We start from the raw sequence: 16077 nt of genomic DNA, 5'->3' as shown, positions 1-16077 counted from the left end.
TGGATTCACTCTATTGAGAAGCAAATTTAATGTTACGTTGTAGACGTCACTAAATTATCAATAGAGGTGTTAAGAAAACGTGAAGATATAGCCAATTAAAGCTATTAAAATTTCTATGTATAAGTTTAGAAGACTAGCGTGATACAAAGTCCTTGATTACCATTTAAGTTTAAAATTTCAGAAGTAGAGTCATTCATAAAAACATCGATACCTGCCTGCTCACAGATTGACTTGACGATAGAGAGCCCAAGTCCTGTACCTTCTATTTCCTGTGATTGCTTACTGGCGCTATCTGATCTTGGAGCGCTTATAGTATCGCTGAATTGATCAATAGTACCTGCCAACTGGTTAAGCCGTACAAAGGGTTCAAAAGCATTCCCATAGTCACTAGAATCAATGCCTGCACCTGAGTCCACTACTTGTAACACTAGTCTGTTATCTTTGACCTTGTTAAAATTGTTTGGTTTTCCAGATTGAATTACATGTGAGCCAAAATTGTATTGAGTATTTAGAGCTAATTTATCTGATTTGTCTAGGTCTTGCTCAAGTTGATATAGTTTAACCATGACTTGACCACCAGCTGGCGTGTAAATAATGGCGTTTTGAATAAGGTTTTTGATCAGGATCAATAACGACGTCTCGTCCATATTTACTTTATTATTAGACTGCATATCAAGACTTAGCTCGATATTTTTATTATCAGCAATAGGAATGAGTAATCCTATGACTTGTTCGATAATAAATTTAACGCTGGTGGGGGTTTCTTCAGGATCGAGCACTGTATTGATATTGCCAGCTTTAGCAAGCGTCAATAATTGCTCAACCAAACTTTGATTACGTTTCAAGCGAATAGCCAGTTTATCAAGACCTTCCGACATAACATTATTATTACTAATACGCTGCAATCGTTGTAGCTGTAATGAGATAGCAGTGAGCGGCGAGCGCAGTTCGTGAGCAGCATCAGCGATAAAACGTTGTTGACGCTCTATACTAATCTTCACTAAGGCTAATAACCTATTTAGGGATTCTGCTAGTGGCAGCAACTCAGAGGGCAGTCTACCAATCGATAAAGGACTTAGGTCATTCTCATTACGTGCGCTTATCTCATAGTGTAATTGGCGCACAGGTTTCATCATTCGCCACATGATAAAAGGGAGTAAAAGCAATAATAATGCTATACCGATAATAAGGGGTAAAAAAGATTGCAAGGCACTGGCTTTGGCTAAATCATCCTGTAAATCTGTCTGCTGGCGTAAGATTAGCGCCACTTCTTCATCAGTATCTAAAGACTGAATCTTGACATCATTTCTATAAGTTCGCCAAGAATGGCCGTCAATATCTTGATCGCTTATTCCTTGTGGAATGCTATCTACTAATGCCAGCGATATAGGTTCTGAGTAATCATGCTCGTCATCGCTTTTATCATTCTGATAATCTTGTACCCCGTTACTGAGTGAGGCGGAGAGTATGACGATATCAACGGTGATCGCACCATCATCGTCATCGGTATCAAAATGAATGTTACTGCTGGTATGCTCTTCATTGTCTAAAGCAGCTGCATTACTATTTAAACCGCTAATATTAAGCGACTGCTCCAATAAGGCGGCAGTATTTTTTAAGTTATCATCTTGAAAGTCATTTATCTCGTTATAGCTGTACCAAAATCCATAACCGCCAGCCACTATTGCCAGTAGCAATAATGACACAACAGACCAAAAGATAAGTTGGAACTGTAATGAGTTAAAGAGCTTACGGAATTTAGGCATAGCATTTAACTTTTATAGATAATAGCGAGTGTTTTGGGTTATTCATTTAAAGTTAGGTATTGCTGATATACCAGCCAAGGCCACGAATATTTTTGATTCTATCTTGTCCGACCTTTTTGCGTAAACTATGAATCAAAAACTCAATGGCGTTACTCTCAACTTCACCGCCCCAGCCATATAGCGAATCTTCAAGCTCATTTTTGGACATGACTTTTTCAGGCGATAGCATGAAGGTGATCAGGAGCATGTACTCTTTGGCGGTCAAATCTATAGGGCGACCATCCATCATGACCCGTTTGTGTGCGGTATCTAAACTTAAATTGCCAACGGTTACTTGATTGTCAGCCTTGCCTTGAGCACGGCGAATAAGCACTCTCATGCGTGCAAAGACTTCTGCTAGCTCAAAGGGCTTAACGACATAATCATCAGCCCCTGAGTCTAGACCTGCCACTCTATCTCTTAGTTGATCACGTGCAGTTAATATCAATACTGGCGTTTCAATTTTAGCATCACGAATAGCAGTTAATACGCCCATCCCATCTATTTCGGGTAAACCTAAATCTAATAAAACGATGTCATAAGGTTGCACCCTTAATGTCAGTATGGCTTGGCGACCATCTTTGACCCAATCAACCGTATAAGCCTCATCCTGTAAAGCTTCACATAGACTTTCGCCAATCATTAAATCATCTTCGACTACTAATACTCTCATTAGATACCCTTATTGTGTGGCTATTAGGATTAAAAAATATTTATCTATAGTGAAAATTTTTATAGTGTCTTTAAACTAAAAAGCTCTAATCAATACCAGTGTACAGAGTAGAACCGTTGTTAAGCTATATTCAACCAAGTTTTAAAATATTAATCATCATCGTCTAACTGACTGCTGATAACCTGACCATTCGTGCTATCGATTATCAGTTTATGTATGTCCATCCCTTTAGCTATTTCAATCTCGTAAGCGGGTATACCGTTATCAAAATCAAACTCTGCTTCAGTAATTTTGCCACCAACACTTTGCGTTGCTTTTTGCATGGCTTGGGTTAGGGTTTTCTGAGCTTGCCTCATAGCGTTATATTCTGCTAAATCGTCTTGATCCATTTTTCCCTGCTTAGATTTTAGGACTTTGCCGCTACTGGCATCAACTTTTACTTTATGCTCCATGCCACTATCGATAAGCTCGATTTCATACTCACCACCTTCTATATAGTCGTTTTGGTCAAACTCAGCACTGATTAAGTCTCCTTCGACTGTTTTTTGTGCAATAGCGACGGCTTGCTCTAGACTGATTTTACTCTGTGCTATTGCGACTGCGTCACTCGTCTTTGCGCCTGAAATAGCAGGTATTTGACCTGAGGCAACAGCGAGCGTACCAATACCTAGAACGCTAAGAGCAATAAGTAGGGATTTGCTTAGGGTTGATAGTTTTTTTATCGTGTTTACTCCGTATTTAAGGTTCATGTCTGACGACTTATTATCAAAGTTGTCAGAAGTGTCGATATGAATCCATCATACAAAAGAAGACATAGGAGAAGCTTAGCGTAGAATAAGCGTTTGATTAGATGTTAAAACTTACAGGTAAAAAAACCTATAAATTATAGGCAGAAGTTTTAGGTGGTTTAATCCTAATAGTAATCGGTGTGACGATGATTGTCTAAAGTATGATTATTTTATTTGACATTAGTTGTTCTTTTGAAAAACACGCTAGCAAGCGCACAAACTATCGTTAGTGAGAGCAGCATTGATACTAAAGTATGACTAAAGAAATGATCACCAAACATCATTTTGTAGAGTCCCATTGACCAACCTAATACGGTTACGGTTTCAAATATTCTGTAGCGATACTTATAAAGAGCAGGTATAAATACTAAACCATATAAAGAAAATCCTGCGCTAGCATGAGCCGCTGGGAAGCATTTTGCATCGGTTTTAGCGAGCATGCTTTGCCAAAGATTAAGATAGGGTAGATCCCCACCGAACAAGGTTAAATGATTAGGGCAACTAACATGTGTGACCCCTTTTAATAGTGCGATAGTACTAGGTACTGCAATAAGAATAATCAGTAAGTAACTTATCTCACGAATTGAGAAAGGTACAATATATTTATTCAGATTACTATAATTGGTGATAAAGGGTCTCTTTGCAAGACGTTTATATTTGACAAGTAATATGGTTAATAGATAGATAGCTGATAAAATTAATAGCGCTTTAGGGCCGTCGTAAAAGATAAAAGCATAAGGCTGAGCGCCTTTTTCTATAAGCCACTGACCATTATTATAAAAAAACTCACTGATACGAATATCAAATTGGCTATGCTCAAATGTCAAAGTCGTAATGATTGTTAAGCAAAATAGCTTGAGCCACATCCAATGAGAGAAGTTATTGTCTAGAGTCATCGAAACGCCTTATTGATCAAATCGCAAAAAACATAAGCACTATTCAGTATGAAAGACTGGATAACGCCATCAACCATAAAACAAAAAGTAGCAACAGTGCTAAAAATTGCGCAGCAGAACCGACATCTTTGGCTATCTTCGCTAATGGATGCTGTTTGGTTGAGGTATGATCGATACTTGCCTCTATTCCCGTATTAATAAGCTCCACAATCAGGGATAAGAATGAAGCAACCACAAGCACCATTTTTAGAATAACTCCAAAAGGCATAAATACGATGACAGTGAAAAGTACAAGATTAAGCCATATAACTTGTCGAAATGCGGCCTCATACTTATAAGCCGCTTTAAAACCATCTATAGAATACCCCGTAGCTTTTACAATACGAGCTAACCCTTTTTTACCTTTAACCTCATTTGCAAAACTATCCGCTATAAAAGTATCATCAGATACGGGCTGATTTTTATAATCAAGATTTTTATGTTCGTGGCTCAGAGCAGTAGTCTTGGAATTATTCATATCGATAGCTTAGTGTTTATTAAGATTAGAATAGCTGGCAGGTCTTAATGATATGACAGTGCATGTTAAGATCGCGTTAAGGTAAATTTCACAAACTAAAAAGCAGTAGCTGATACCTAGTTTTACTGCGGTATCAGCTACTGCTGCTTGTCAAAATTGAGATGCGAATAAAAAGTGCAATCATCGATTTAATTATTATTGTAATGATCCCAGTGTAGGAGAAGGGCACTGGTTAGCACTTGGGTATCAGTATGAGCTTATGGTTGTTAAGAAAACGTTAAGAGCAACACTTTTCAAAATTTATAATTAGCTGAGATATTATAAAATTTTGGTAACTTTCGTAATAATGAGATGCTTGTCATTAAAAAAGCTGACTCCTTAACGATCTAAGGTGTCGGCTAATTTACATCTTGTTAAATGCGTATTGGTCTAAAACTAGTTCGATAAACTATTAATCATCATCCTCCATATCAACTTGGCTGATTAAAACCTTGCCAGTATTGGCGTCTATACTCACATCATATATCTGATTGTCTTTGACAACTTCGATGTCATATAGAGCTTGGCCTTTTTCAAGCTCGAACTCAACACCGATCACTTGACCATTTACGCTTTGAGTGGCTTTTTGCATAGCACTAGTTAGCGTCACTTTGGCCTGCATCAGCGCGCTGTATTCAGCCATGTCCTTTTTGTCTAACTTTTCTTCATCAGTCTCGATGACTTTACCAGTATTGGCATCAATTTTGATCTCGTAAGCCGTACCGTTAGAGATGAATTCAACTTCGTATTCACTAGTTGCAGCACCATTGCCATCTTCATCGTCGTAATCAAACTCTGCGCTGACCAGATCACCTTTAGCATTTTGTTTAGCTATATCGATTGCTTGCGTTAAGCTGATCTTACTTTGCATAGCACGGACGGCTTCACTTGATCCAGTTACGGCTTTGGTATTGGTAGCAGGGGCGGCTATAGCGGTTGCACCTACGCTTGCAATAGTAAGGGCGATGATTGCTGATTTGGTTAGCGTTGATAAGTTTTTCATAATAGTTATCCTTTGTATTCAATTAATTTCTGATAAAATCATAAGTGGTTTTGACAGCTACCTTTTGGGTATGAGTCTATGATACAAGAGATGACATAGGAGAAACTTAGCGGGAAATAAGAGTTTAATTAGCAAGTGAAATATAATAACTATAGCTTAGTTTTTTGAGTTAAATCATTGTTAAAAGACTATTAAACGTTTAACACAGCTAATATTCGTTCTAGATACTAGGCTTGCTAAGTTTTGATTAAAGGAGTGTCTATAGGAGGAAAGGATGTCAGAAAAGTTCTTACGAAACACCACACTTATTACTTATTCACCTTCAAAAGTGTCAATAGTACCTTGCGAAGATATCTTGATTTTGAACTTTGAGCCTCATGGAGATGAAGTTTTTTGGCTCAATACCTATGGATTGAGTGAATTAGATGAGATGGAACAAGTAGTTATCCAAAACCAGTTTGATGACTTCTTAATTAAATTACTGCAAGATGATGAGCATGCCAATAAGGTTATTGAACTCGATAACGTATTATTTATCGCCTTGAAGGTGCTGAAAACTGACGATAAAAATCTAAATAATGAACAACTGATTTTTGTTGTATCGTCAAATATGTTATGGAGTTTGCAAGAGAGTATTGACGACCATTTCCAGTGGATTCGTGATCGCTTGATTCAAGGTAAAGGGCAAGTTCGAAGCAAAAGAGTTGATTACTTAATTTTTCTTTTGATTGAATCACTGATAGCAAACTATGAGGAAACGTTTGAAAAATTATTGAATGCTGACAGTGACTCTATAAAGGTGACGAATATTAATCCAACACCTTATTTCACTGAAAAGGTTGAGGAGCAAAAACGTCGCATGTTGAATTTTAAGAAAGCGACGCTAAGCTTGCGTAATACTATTGTAAAACTGAAAACGATTAATATCATTCCTATGGACAGCAAGTATTTTACAGAGCTAAAAGAGCAAGCCAACAATTTGATTGATGAAATTGATTTTGAGTTGTTTGAGCTTGATAGTAAAACCAATCTGATATTCTCAATTCAGGGCCATCGTTTGAATGAAATCATGCGTACCTTGACCTTAATGTCAGTGGTATTTATACCATTAACCTTTTTGGTAGGCGTTTATGGCATGAATTTTGAGTACATGCCTGAGTTAAAATGGAAGGAGGGTTACTTTGCCTTATGGGGTGTAATGGCAATATTGATTATGGCCATCGTTGTGTATTTTAAACGTAAGAAATGGTTTTAAATCAGTCGTAGTCTAGCTTTTTATATTTTGAGATATGCAAATATGACGTAGGGAAGGCTTAATAAGAGGTAATAATTTAATTAACGAAGATATATTTAAATTAAGAGGTAACTGATGAGGTCTTAACACTTTCTTAATAGCTGGGTAATTACTATAGGTTAAGGATGTAGCAAATACAGTGCTATCTCCCAACTACTCTAAAAAGGAAAGCACTCATGTCTATCTCTCCTCAACTACTCGTATCAGAAAACAGCCTATCCAAGTCATCAAAGTATGCCAACATGTTCAATAAAGTGCCACAAATCACTTTAGTGTTTTGGCTGATAAAAATGATGTCAACCACAGTAGGTGAAACAGCTGCCGACTTTATGATCTTTAACTTTAAGCTAGGCTTGCCAGTCACTTCTCTTATCATGACCGTACTGTTTTCAATCGTATTAGTGATACAGCTAAAAGCCAAAGACTATATACCGTGGAAATACTGGCTAACGGTAGTGTTTGTAAGTATCTTAGGGACACTGATTACCGATAATATGACAGACAACCTTGGCATTCCATTATCTTATTCCACAATAGGTTTTAGCATAATACTGGCGGTAGTCTTCGCTATTTGGTACGCACGAGAAAAAACTCTATCCATTCATCATATCGATACCTTTGCTCGTGAATTATTCTATTGGACAGCTATTTTGGCTACTTTTGCGCTCGGAACTGCCGCAGGAGATTGGTTTGCAGAAGGGCTTAGCATTGGCTATCAAAACTCTACATTGATATTTGCGATAGGAATAGCACTCATTACCGGAGGGTTTTACGTGCTTAAGTTAAACGCCGTATTATGCTTTTGGTTGGCTTACATTTTGACACGCCCCTTGGGAGCTGCACTTGGTGATTGGTTATCACAACCGATCAAGAATGGAGGGCTGGATCTAGGCGTCACTAGCATAAGCGTTGTATTTTTACTAATGATTGTGGGTCTGGTAGGTTATGAGACATATAAAAAAAGCAGAAGGATAGGTAGGAACTAATAAGTTAACAATTTAGTTTGGGTATGGCACCCTTTACTGGACTTGAAGCAACGACTGAATCTGTGACAGACAGTAATGATTTAAAAGATAATCACTCAAAAGGTAAAGTTCTAGAAGCTATGAACCAATCTAGAGTAGATGGCCAACACGTAGAGACTGCAGTAGAAGCTGACGTTATCGGACCAAAATGGCGCTATGTTACTAATACTGTTACCAAGTATGGTAAAACTTATTATAATTTTACGGGACTGCGTCATTTTAAAGAAAAATTCAATCCTGATTGGGAGCCACGCTATATAGGCATCGAAACGGGACTTAGAGCGGGTATGAAACCGATTAAAGGCTTAACAGATACAACCTTAATCATATCAGGTGGTCTTAGTAGTTTGGTAAGGAATTGAAGTTAATTAATATCATCGTACAGCACTATTTATTAATAGCGTTTGAGCGTAATTGCAGCACTATCAACTTTATTTATAATAAATACTAAAGGTACTGCCACCAGTAGGATTGTTATGATGAGTAAGTTGCCAGCCCATGTGCGTCATTATGCGTTGTACGATGCTAAGGCCCAACCCAGTACCCTCAACCTTATAGCTTGCCTATTCCTTTGAGGCAGATGCAGTAGCCCAAGGCTTATTATTGCTCTTTTGTTCCAGACGCTCAAACCTTTCATAGAGCAGAGGCATCATAGCTTCAGGAATACCTAAACCGGTATCTGTAACGGTTACCTTTTCATCATCAATAGTGACTCTTACTTCACCATCATCTGTATATTGAAAGGCATTTTTAATTAGATTGCCTAACGCCATTTTTAGTAGTTCAGGTCGCACGTATGCGAAATGCTCTTGTTCAGCGGCTACGGTATAGTTCACCGTTTTATAACGTAGTAAGTACTTTAAGCGGTCTACTTCACTTAAAGCAATGCTGTTGATAGAAGTTCTCGGAGCATCTAGTTTTTCAGGAGCACGCGAAAGTAATAATAGCGCACTAATAATTTCAGAAGTTTCCTTGGCCGTAGTGCTAATACGGTCGGTGAACTCGCTCAAACGATTATCGCTTTCTAATTGAGAAGCTAGTACTTCTGACGCGCCCATAATGATTGTTAAAGGAGTACGTAGTTCGTGACTGACATCACCCGTAAATAACTGCTCACGTTTAAGATACTGCTCAAGCTTATGGTTTTTATCGTCAATAGCACGGGCTAACACACCGACTTCCGATGGTAAATGAGTCAACTCAGTTAAATTCTGATGGTCGTTTTCTACCGCACTTTTTAAGTCTAATAAAGGCTTAGTAATCTGCCTAGAGGATAGTTGAGAGAATATAACAGCAATAAGTAAACTTAGAATAATAGCCGCGTTCAATGCGTTAGAGAACGTATCCTCTAGTTGTTCAAAAATTGCCAAAACAGGATAGTTTTCCATTACCATCTCGTCATCTTCTAAATAGGTCAAAATATAATTCTGCTTACCTTGCTTATAATTAAAAAAGAACATTTCAGACTCAGTGTATCCATCATCTGTAGCTACAGTTACATTTATATCTTTAACGGTCTCAGTCGCCAAAGTTTTTAAATCATCAGGGGCGTAATCGTAACTATAGATTTTAATACCTGGATCTACAGTGTAAATAGGTTGCTCGCCCCGTTTTTCTTGACTAAGCTCTAATTGTTGTAACAAACCCGCTTTAACTAGTTCTTGTTCCATTCTAGTCTCAGCATATACATAAATGCTAATAAATACAGAGCAAAGCATTAGGGCAAAAACTAAGTATGATAGTCGAAATTTATTGGCGATTGATTCAATATAGAACATAGTAATTTCTTAGTGATGAGAAACAGCAAATAGAGAAGAGTAGATATAGTTAAGGTGACTTAATGAAAGAAGTGTCGAAAATTTTATTGAGATACTTTATGCTCTATTTGGATCAATAATTTGATAACCTACTCCAGGCATTGTGATTATCATAGGTTTAGCAAATGGCTTATCGACTTGTACACGTACACTGTGCAAGTGAGTCCGCAACGCATCACTGCTAGGAATATCTTCACCCCACACCTTTTCTTCAAGCTCATTCTTGCTAACGACTCGGGGCGATGCACTCATTAAAGCTTCTAATATTTTAAACCCTGTAGGTGTCAGTTTTAACGGCTGATTTTCGCGTGCGATAGTATGCTCATTAGCATTTAAGGACAAGTCGCCAATAATTATACTATGCTCAAAAAGATCATCTTGATTTCGACGTATAAGCGCCTTGATACGTGCCTCTAACTCAACGAGTGAGAAGGGTTTGACTAGATAATCATCAGCACCACTATCAAAACCTGCAACTTTGTCTAAGACCGTATCGCGTGCGGTTAGCATCAATACGGGAGTTTTATTATGCAAGTCTTCTCTGAGCTTTTTACATAGTTTTGTACCATCCATACCCGGTAACATGACATCTAACAAGATAACGTCATAACGATTGTTCGCAGCCAACGTTAGGCCACTAATGCCATTATGAGCATTGTCTAACTCAAAACCTTTGGGTTCAAAAAAGGCATAAATATTGGCAACGATGTCAGGGTTATCTTCAACAACAAGTATCTTGTACATAGGGGTCTCGTGTATAAATGCCATAGTTGATACTAAATAAAATAGATATGTTACTTTATGGCGCGTGACTGGGATAAATTTTTCTAGCGTGCTGTGCCTACGCAGACAGAGGCTGCGAAATATTTATCCCAATCACGCTGTAGCGTTTTCATATTGAACTGACTATAGCAGTACTTAGTTTTCAAACTTTAATAAACAGATTTAAAAAAGGTCGGCGCTCCTTTTACTTCCTCAGTAGTAATACCGAAAAAGTTAAGCAGAGTCGGCGTAATAAAGTCGTGTGATACGGGCTGATCAATCATACCAACGAGGCTACTTTTATCAATATTATTACTAGTAGGCGACCAAATAATGACGGGCACCTGCTTTTGGGCGTCGGGTGCTATAGCGTAGGGCATACCATGCAAGTAGATATTGTTCTCGCCTAAGCTCTCTCCATGGTCGCTGATGTATACCATCACCACATCATAATTTTGCTCGTAGGGTTTTAGCGTATCAATAACATTATTTAAGAAATAGTCGGTATAACGAATAGCGTTGTCATAAGCGTTGATAACAGATTGATCATCACATTTAGAGAGCTCATTGGTCATACATACTGGCTTATACTCTTCAAACTCTTTTGGATAGCGTTTGTAGTAAGCAGGACCATGATTGCCCATTTGATGTAATAAAATAAGCGTATCTTTAGCAGGTCCTTCTGATTTTACCTCTGCATCTGACTTAACTAAAGTACTAAAACCATCAAGCATACCGATGTCACGACACTCCTCATCACAATTTGGGTTGACATTAGCGGTTTTAAAATCCTCAAAGGTCACTCGATCCGCGACCCCTTTAGAGCTCGAATTATTATCTCGCCAAACCACACTGACGCCTTGCTTATTTAAGGTATCTAGTACGTTTTCATTATAGTCTGCACTTTTAGAATCGTAATCTTCTCTATTAGAATAGCTAAACATGCAAGGTACAGAATAGGCAGTAGAGGTTCCGCAAGAGGTGGCCTTTTTAAAGCTATAGACATCTGGCTGGCTGGCAAGTAGGGGCATATTCTCGCGCTTATAGCCATTTAAGCCGATGTGATCAGCACGAACTGTTTCACCAACGACGAATACCATAAGTTTAGGTTTTACAGCTTTAGTACTGACTGTAGGAGTTATTCGTTTTGCATCTGTTGCGTGCAATGTCAAAGTATCAGGACGGCGCAATTCATCAACGTAATCGCTACCCAACTTGATGACAGAATAGATAGGAGTAATAGGGTTAGTGTAATTACGCACTATTTTATGTTGACGAAAAAAAGTAGCGTACTGATCACCGAATGGTAATAGGCAAGCAGCTATTACGGCGAAAGATAGAATTAAAGTGACTGCCTTTTGCCACAATGCCCTACGCAAAGGTATGCGCTTGATATTTAGTTTAGCAATAACAACAGAGGGTATAACGCCTAATACAAACACTCGTACAAAGAAACTTAGCGACATCAATCCCATCGCTTCGCCTTGATCAGTTTGCATGCTATTGATAAGCATATTAGTATCAAATATAGTGCCATAGGCATCAGTAAAATAGGAACATATGGCAGCTATCGTAACTAGAGCGATTAGTACGGGCTTGGCAATGGGTCTGTAGCATAACAATTGAATGAGTAGCCACATTAAGCCGAACAATAAGCCTGTGATCGAAATCATGAAGCCAATATTATCGCCAAGAGGATAAATGCTTAGTACTTGTGAGAAAAAGCCAAAATTCGCAGTAGCGACTAAATAGAGCGCAACGATGATAATTAAAAAGCTAAGATTAATCTCACGATCAAAGATTTTACTAAGATATCTTGATTTAGTGCTGGTTTTGGTAATTTCAGTGCTAAGTGCTTGAGAGGTTGACATAAACAGGCTTCTCAACAGGATGATAAGGAATTTGATTTCCTACCATAACAAGTGCTCTGTTAAGAAGACGTTAAGGTGAGATATTACCTTTTTTATAGCTGGCTAATCGACGCCTAATAAACCAACCAATAATAATGATTATAGTAAGCAGTAGAAAAATCTTTGAATAGGGTGATAATGCCGTTTCTATAACCTCATAGTTTTTGCCAAAGTGATAACCTGCAAGCGTCAGCACGGTTGTCCATACACTAGAACCTAAAGCAGTTAATGCTATAAACGATAAGATGGGCATTTTGTTCATGCCAGCAGGAACAGAGATAAGTGAGCGAATACCAGGAACCATACGCCCAAAAAACACCGCTTTTTTACCATGCTTATCGAACCAATCGCTAGACGATAATATATCTTCAGGTTTAACAAACACGTATTTACCGTACTTGTCAGTAAAAGCCACTAAGCGCTCTTTATTAAATAGACTGCCAAGATAATATAGAGGTAGTGCGCCAAGTACGCATCCTAACGTACCTGCTAGTATGACTAGTATTAAATTAAAATCACCTCGTGCTACCGCAAAGCCTGCCGCTGGCATGATGACTTCTGAAGGGATCGGCGGAAAAACGTTTTCGGCAAACATAGCAAAGACAATACCTAAGTAGCCGAATTTTGCCATGACTGCAAGCACCCATTCACTAATCTGGTTCATTGAAAATCTCGCTGAGCGTATAGTTGGAAAAGGTAGCGTAGCAAGGGAGATGTTAAGAAGAGGTTAAGATGGGCAAGATAAGAATCATTAAATTGTTATTGAATATAATGAAACAACTAGTCACTTATTTAATAATAGTTTAGATATTCACTCTTATGCTGTTATTTCGATCTCATGACCTTTGTTTCTGTATTGATTATCTGACGTACAAATATGGCGAACTTGTCAATGATATTATATGTTTCTCGCCCAACACTTCGATGCACACTCATTAAATCTGTAAAACTATGCGGTGCACCAAGTACAGTATGAGTCTGTACATTGATACCATTATCTCGTAGCTGCTTGGCATAAACTAAGGCTTCATCACGTAAAATATCTAATTCAGCGGCGATGACATAGCTTGGGCATATTTGTGTGTTATCACCATGTATGAGTGAAAGAAGAGCATACGGTTGCGTTAAGGAGCTATCTTGTAGATAAGTGGTATGAAACACTTTAATGTCGTTATAATTCAATTGATATGGATAAAATGAGTTTTTATATGAGTCAAGATGGCATGAGGAATGAGGCAGGATTCTACTTGAGTGTAAGACCAGAACAGTATTTATCACTATAATGGTTAACTATTATATCTACTAAGGCCACAAGGAAATATTATTCAAACGGCAAATCATTTCCGATCGTGATCGCTAAATTCATTCGACAACTTTATTAAAGTTGACATTATTTTAAACGATTATTCAGCACTGATACTATAGATTTGATTTGGCTTGACTATTCAATGTGTCACGTGTCTTATCAAGACAATCGGCGACGTTATTTAGTTACCCTCGGCTTCGGGGGTTAGAACCACCATATTTCTTTAAATAACTTTAATGTATATAAACCTGATATATTATTATAAATAAAGGGATAGGAAGGATTTTATGCCATGACGTTTAGCGTATTTTAAAGGAGTTTATAGCAATATAAATATCAATTTTGGTCACTAGTTAAGTATAAAGTTTAATCATTATTTATGGTTTTAATGTATGTATTTTATACTTAAATTTTTCATAAATTACTGATTAAGCGAATTATTAACTCATCAAAGTAATATCGGAATAAATTACTGTAGAAATGGGTTGCTATAATTTCGAAAAAATAGTCAGGCATTTCAGCCGTAGTTTAGATCTTAACGAGTTTTCGAATGCGTTGAAGAAACTGTTCTGGACTACACTTGCAAATACTCTGATATTGAGTTCTTGACAACAACGTTTTTAGATTACCTTCTTTTGATTTACCTTGTTAAGCCATCAACAATTCTACACTGACTTGAAAATAATAGTCATCCTTAATCATGATGCCAACCTTGCCTTTATGAGCATTAGCGATAGCCTGAACGATAGACAACCCCAATCCTGTGCCTGAATGCTGATGACTAGTCTTATCATGACGATAGAATCGCTCAAATAACTTATCAGCTTCACTCTGGTTTAGCGGTTTATCTAAGCGATTGGTCACTGTTATTAATAACGACTCTTTTGAAGATAGCGCATCTTCCTTTGCGATATCTATGATGCTGCCTGAGGTGATGACGGTAGCGGATATCATGATAGTACTATCACTAGCTGCGTAATAAATGGCATTTGACATCAGATTAGCAAACAGCCGCTGCAATAGGCCTTCATCACCTAATACTGTCTTAAATTCGCCTGATCTTTCAAAAGTTATCCCTCGATCCTCTGCAATCATTTCATAGTAATCAACGAGCTTGGTGATTAGGTTTTCAGTATCTACGTGATTAATTTGCGAGTCACTTAATCCTTTCTGAGTTTTTGCCAGTAGCAACATATTGTTTATCATGGCTGACAGCTGCTCTAACGTATCATGCTGATGATGCAGTTGCTCGATGTATTCGTTGCCTTCTCTTGGCTTAGTTAGCATGACCTGCGTTTGTGTACTCAGTGTCGCTATTGGGGTGCGGAGCTCGTGGGCGATATTGTCTGAAAATCGTGACAAAGATTCAAAATTGCTTTCAAGCTTGACCATCATCGAATTATAAGACTCTGCTAGTGGCCGCAGTTCTAACGGCATATCGTCAACCCCAACTCTTTCGTCTAACCTTTGGAGGTTTATGCCTTGCATTTTTTGTACGATAGTGGCCAGAGGAGCAAAACCCCAATACACACTTAATGCCGCTACTGAAACCAATAATAAGGTGATGGCAGTAAGTATCAAGGTCAGCTGGCGATTAAACTGGATAAGATATTGATGATGCACATCGATAGGTAATGCAATAAACGCCAAAACCTCTTGATTTCGAATAATAATTGCTCGGTAATGCCTATTATTTATCTTGAGCATAAACTGCTGATCGTGATGATCCTGCCATAGTGATAACAAGCTAAAATCGGGCGGTAAATTATGAATGAAATTACTAGGGTCACTGGATAATAATTTGCCTTTTTTATCTGCTACTAAGGTTTTTAAATCATAATCTAGCCAAGAGGAATGCAAGTGATTGTCATTAATGAGTGATTGGGACTTTGACACTGTGAATGGTTCTATGTGATCGTTAACATCACCCATGCGTTTACGCAGGTTAAAAGCCGCATGGGTGATAATCTCTGAGTCCATTTGCTCAAAGTGTCCACTCACAGAGCGCTGCACCCACGCATAGATGATGACCTGAGAGATAATAACGAAGACTGTCAATAAGAAAATAGTTCGCCATAGCAATGACCAGCGCCGATTTTTGAGTTTATAGTTCATGCTATTTAGAATAGTCTCCGTCCGCACCACTTTGGACTTCAGTAGCTAGCGCCTCCAATCGGTAGCCCATACCACGCACAGTATGAATCAGCTTTGCCTCATGCTCATCATCTATTTTTATGCGAAG

The 16077-nt window shown here is 38.1% G+C and carries 14 protein-coding genes and 1 pseudogene; 3 read left to right on the top strand and 12 right to left on the bottom strand.

The genetic code is table 11. The features are described from left to right. Positions 1-125: 125 nt before the first annotated feature. The 6 genes from IOD06_RS12855 to IOD06_RS12830 form a co-directional block, all read right to left on the bottom strand. Positions 126-1766, bottom strand: a complete 1641-nt coding sequence (locus IOD06_RS12855) for a HAMP domain-containing sensor histidine kinase (protein WP_194621189.1) — start codon at positions 1764-1766, stop codon at positions 126-128. Positions 1767-1818: 52 nt separating this feature from the next. Then, entirely contained in the window at positions 1819-2478 is a 660-nt protein-coding gene (locus IOD06_RS12850) for a response regulator (protein WP_194621188.1), read from the bottom strand. A gap of 149 nt (positions 2479-2627) precedes the next feature. Continuing rightward, positions 2628-3227, bottom strand: a complete 600-nt coding sequence (locus IOD06_RS12845) for a PepSY domain-containing protein (RefSeq protein ID WP_194621187.1) — start codon at positions 3225-3227, stop codon at positions 2628-2630. Between the two features lie 209 nt (positions 3228-3436). Beyond that, complete coding sequence (locus IOD06_RS12840) at positions 3437-4162, bottom strand: PAP2 family lipid A phosphatase (protein WP_194621186.1); 726 nt, start codon at positions 4160-4162, stop codon at positions 3437-3439. Positions 4163-4205: 43 nt separating this feature from the next. Beyond that, on the bottom strand, positions 4206-4679 hold the full coding sequence (locus tag IOD06_RS12835) for a diacylglycerol kinase (protein WP_194621185.1): 474 nt from the start codon (positions 4677-4679) through the stop codon (positions 4206-4208). A 451-nt stretch (positions 4680-5130) separates the two neighbouring features. Further along, positions 5131-5721 (bottom strand): PepSY domain-containing protein, encoded by a 591-nt coding sequence (locus IOD06_RS12830; RefSeq protein WP_194621184.1) that lies wholly within the window; start codon positions 5719-5721, stop codon positions 5131-5133. 274 nt (positions 5722-5995) lie between these two features. On the opposite strand from IOD06_RS12830, the gene IOD06_RS12825 reads away from it, so the two are divergent. The 3 genes from IOD06_RS12825 (at position 5996) to IOD06_RS12815 (ending at position 8402) form a co-directional block, all read left to right on the top strand. Next, the gene (locus IOD06_RS12825) at positions 5996-6976 is read left to right on the top strand and encodes a CorA family divalent cation transporter (protein ID WP_189586894.1); all 981 of its coding nucleotides are present in this window, start codon (positions 5996-5998) and stop codon (positions 6974-6976) included. A 215-nt stretch (positions 6977-7191) separates the two neighbouring features. Further along, the gene (locus IOD06_RS12820; protein ID WP_265087682.1) at positions 7192-8001 is read left to right on the top strand and encodes a hypothetical protein; all 810 of its coding nucleotides are present in this window, start codon (positions 7192-7194) and stop codon (positions 7999-8001) included. 23 nt (positions 8002-8024) lie between these two features. Continuing rightward, positions 8025-8402 carry a phosphatidylglycerol lysyltransferase domain-containing protein gene (locus IOD06_RS12815; protein ID WP_194621183.1) on the top strand — a complete coding sequence of 126 codons (378 nt, stop codon included), beginning with the start codon at positions 8025-8027 and terminating at the stop codon, positions 8400-8402. A 69-nt stretch (positions 8403-8471) separates the two neighbouring features. Here the strand turns inward: IOD06_RS12815 and IOD06_RS12810 are convergent. The 6 genes and pseudogenes from IOD06_RS12810 to IOD06_RS12785 form a co-directional block, all read right to left on the bottom strand. Next, positions 8472-9428 (bottom strand): annotated as a pseudogene (locus tag IOD06_RS12810) (sensor histidine kinase). Positions 9429-9914: 486 nt separating this feature from the next. Next, complete coding sequence (locus tag IOD06_RS12805; protein WP_189586900.1) at positions 9915-10601, bottom strand: response regulator transcription factor; 687 nt, start codon at positions 10599-10601, stop codon at positions 9915-9917. Positions 10602-10789: 188 nt separating this feature from the next. Then, positions 10790-12490, bottom strand: coding sequence for a phosphoethanolamine transferase (locus tag IOD06_RS12800; RefSeq protein WP_194621182.1), 1701 nt, complete (start codon positions 12488-12490; stop codon positions 10790-10792). A 70-nt stretch (positions 12491-12560) separates the two neighbouring features. Then, positions 12561-13193 (bottom strand): DedA family protein, encoded by a 633-nt coding sequence (locus tag IOD06_RS12795; protein ID WP_194621181.1) that lies wholly within the window; start codon positions 13191-13193, stop codon positions 12561-12563. Between the two features lie 161 nt (positions 13194-13354). Beyond that, positions 13355-13807 (bottom strand): alpha/beta hydrolase fold domain-containing protein, encoded by a 453-nt coding sequence (locus IOD06_RS12790; RefSeq protein ID WP_320157441.1) that lies wholly within the window; start codon positions 13805-13807, stop codon positions 13355-13357. Positions 13808-14483: 676 nt separating this feature from the next. Further along, on the bottom strand, positions 14484-15950 hold the full coding sequence (locus IOD06_RS12785; RefSeq protein ID WP_194621179.1) for an ATP-binding protein: 1467 nt from the start codon (positions 15948-15950) through the stop codon (positions 14484-14486). Between the last annotated feature and the right edge of the window lie 127 nt (positions 15951-16077).

Source organism: Psychrobacter sp. N25K4-3-2 (genome assembly GCF_015351755.1).
Taxonomy (GTDB): domain Bacteria; phylum Pseudomonadota; class Gammaproteobacteria; order Pseudomonadales; family Moraxellaceae; genus Psychrobacter; species Psychrobacter glaciei.
Note: the sequence above shows the minus strand (reverse complement) of the source record. Positions and strands in the feature narration are given on the sequence as shown.

What these genes read in the sequence shown, in the direction of transcription:
- IOD06_RS12855 (WP_194621189.1), bottom strand. Translation starts at nt 1,766, where the DNA reads ATGCCTAAATTCCGTAAGCTCTTTAACTCATTACAGTTCCAACTTATC.
- IOD06_RS12850 (WP_194621188.1), bottom strand. Translation starts at nt 2,478, where the DNA reads ATGAGAGTATTAGTAGTCGAAGATGATTTAATGATTGGCGAAAGTCTA.
- IOD06_RS12845 (WP_194621187.1), bottom strand. Translation starts at nt 3,227, where the DNA reads ATGAACCTTAAATACGGAGTAAACACGATAAAAAAACTATCAACCCTA.
- IOD06_RS12840 (WP_194621186.1), bottom strand. Translation starts at nt 4,162, where the DNA reads ATGACTCTAGACAATAACTTCTCTCATTGGATGTGGCTCAAGCTATTT.
- IOD06_RS12835 (WP_194621185.1), bottom strand. Translation starts at nt 4,679, where the DNA reads ATGAATAATTCCAAGACTACTGCTCTGAGCCACGAACATAAAAATCTT.
- IOD06_RS12830 (WP_194621184.1), bottom strand. Translation starts at nt 5,721, where the DNA reads ATGAAAAACTTATCAACGCTAACCAAATCAGCAATCATCGCCCTTACT.
- IOD06_RS12825 (WP_189586894.1), top strand. Translation starts at nt 5,996, where the DNA reads ATGTCAGAAAAGTTCTTACGAAACACCACACTTATTACTTATTCACCT.
- IOD06_RS12820 (WP_265087682.1), top strand. Translation starts at nt 7,192, where the DNA reads ATGTCTATCTCTCCTCAACTACTCGTATCAGAAAACAGCCTATCCAAG.
- IOD06_RS12815 (WP_194621183.1), top strand. Translation starts at nt 8,025, where the DNA reads ATGGCACCCTTTACTGGACTTGAAGCAACGACTGAATCTGTGACAGAC.
- IOD06_RS12805 (WP_189586900.1), bottom strand. Translation starts at nt 10,601, where the DNA reads ATGTACAAGATACTTGTTGTTGAAGATAACCCTGACATCGTTGCCAAT.
- IOD06_RS12800 (WP_194621182.1), bottom strand. Translation starts at nt 12,490, where the DNA reads ATGTCAACCTCTCAAGCACTTAGCACTGAAATTACCAAAACCAGCACT.
- IOD06_RS12795 (WP_194621181.1), bottom strand. Translation starts at nt 13,193, where the DNA reads ATGAACCAGATTAGTGAATGGGTGCTTGCAGTCATGGCAAAATTCGGC.
- IOD06_RS12785 (WP_194621179.1), bottom strand. Translation starts at nt 15,950, where the DNA reads ATGAACTATAAACTCAAAAATCGGCGCTGGTCATTGCTATGGCGAACT.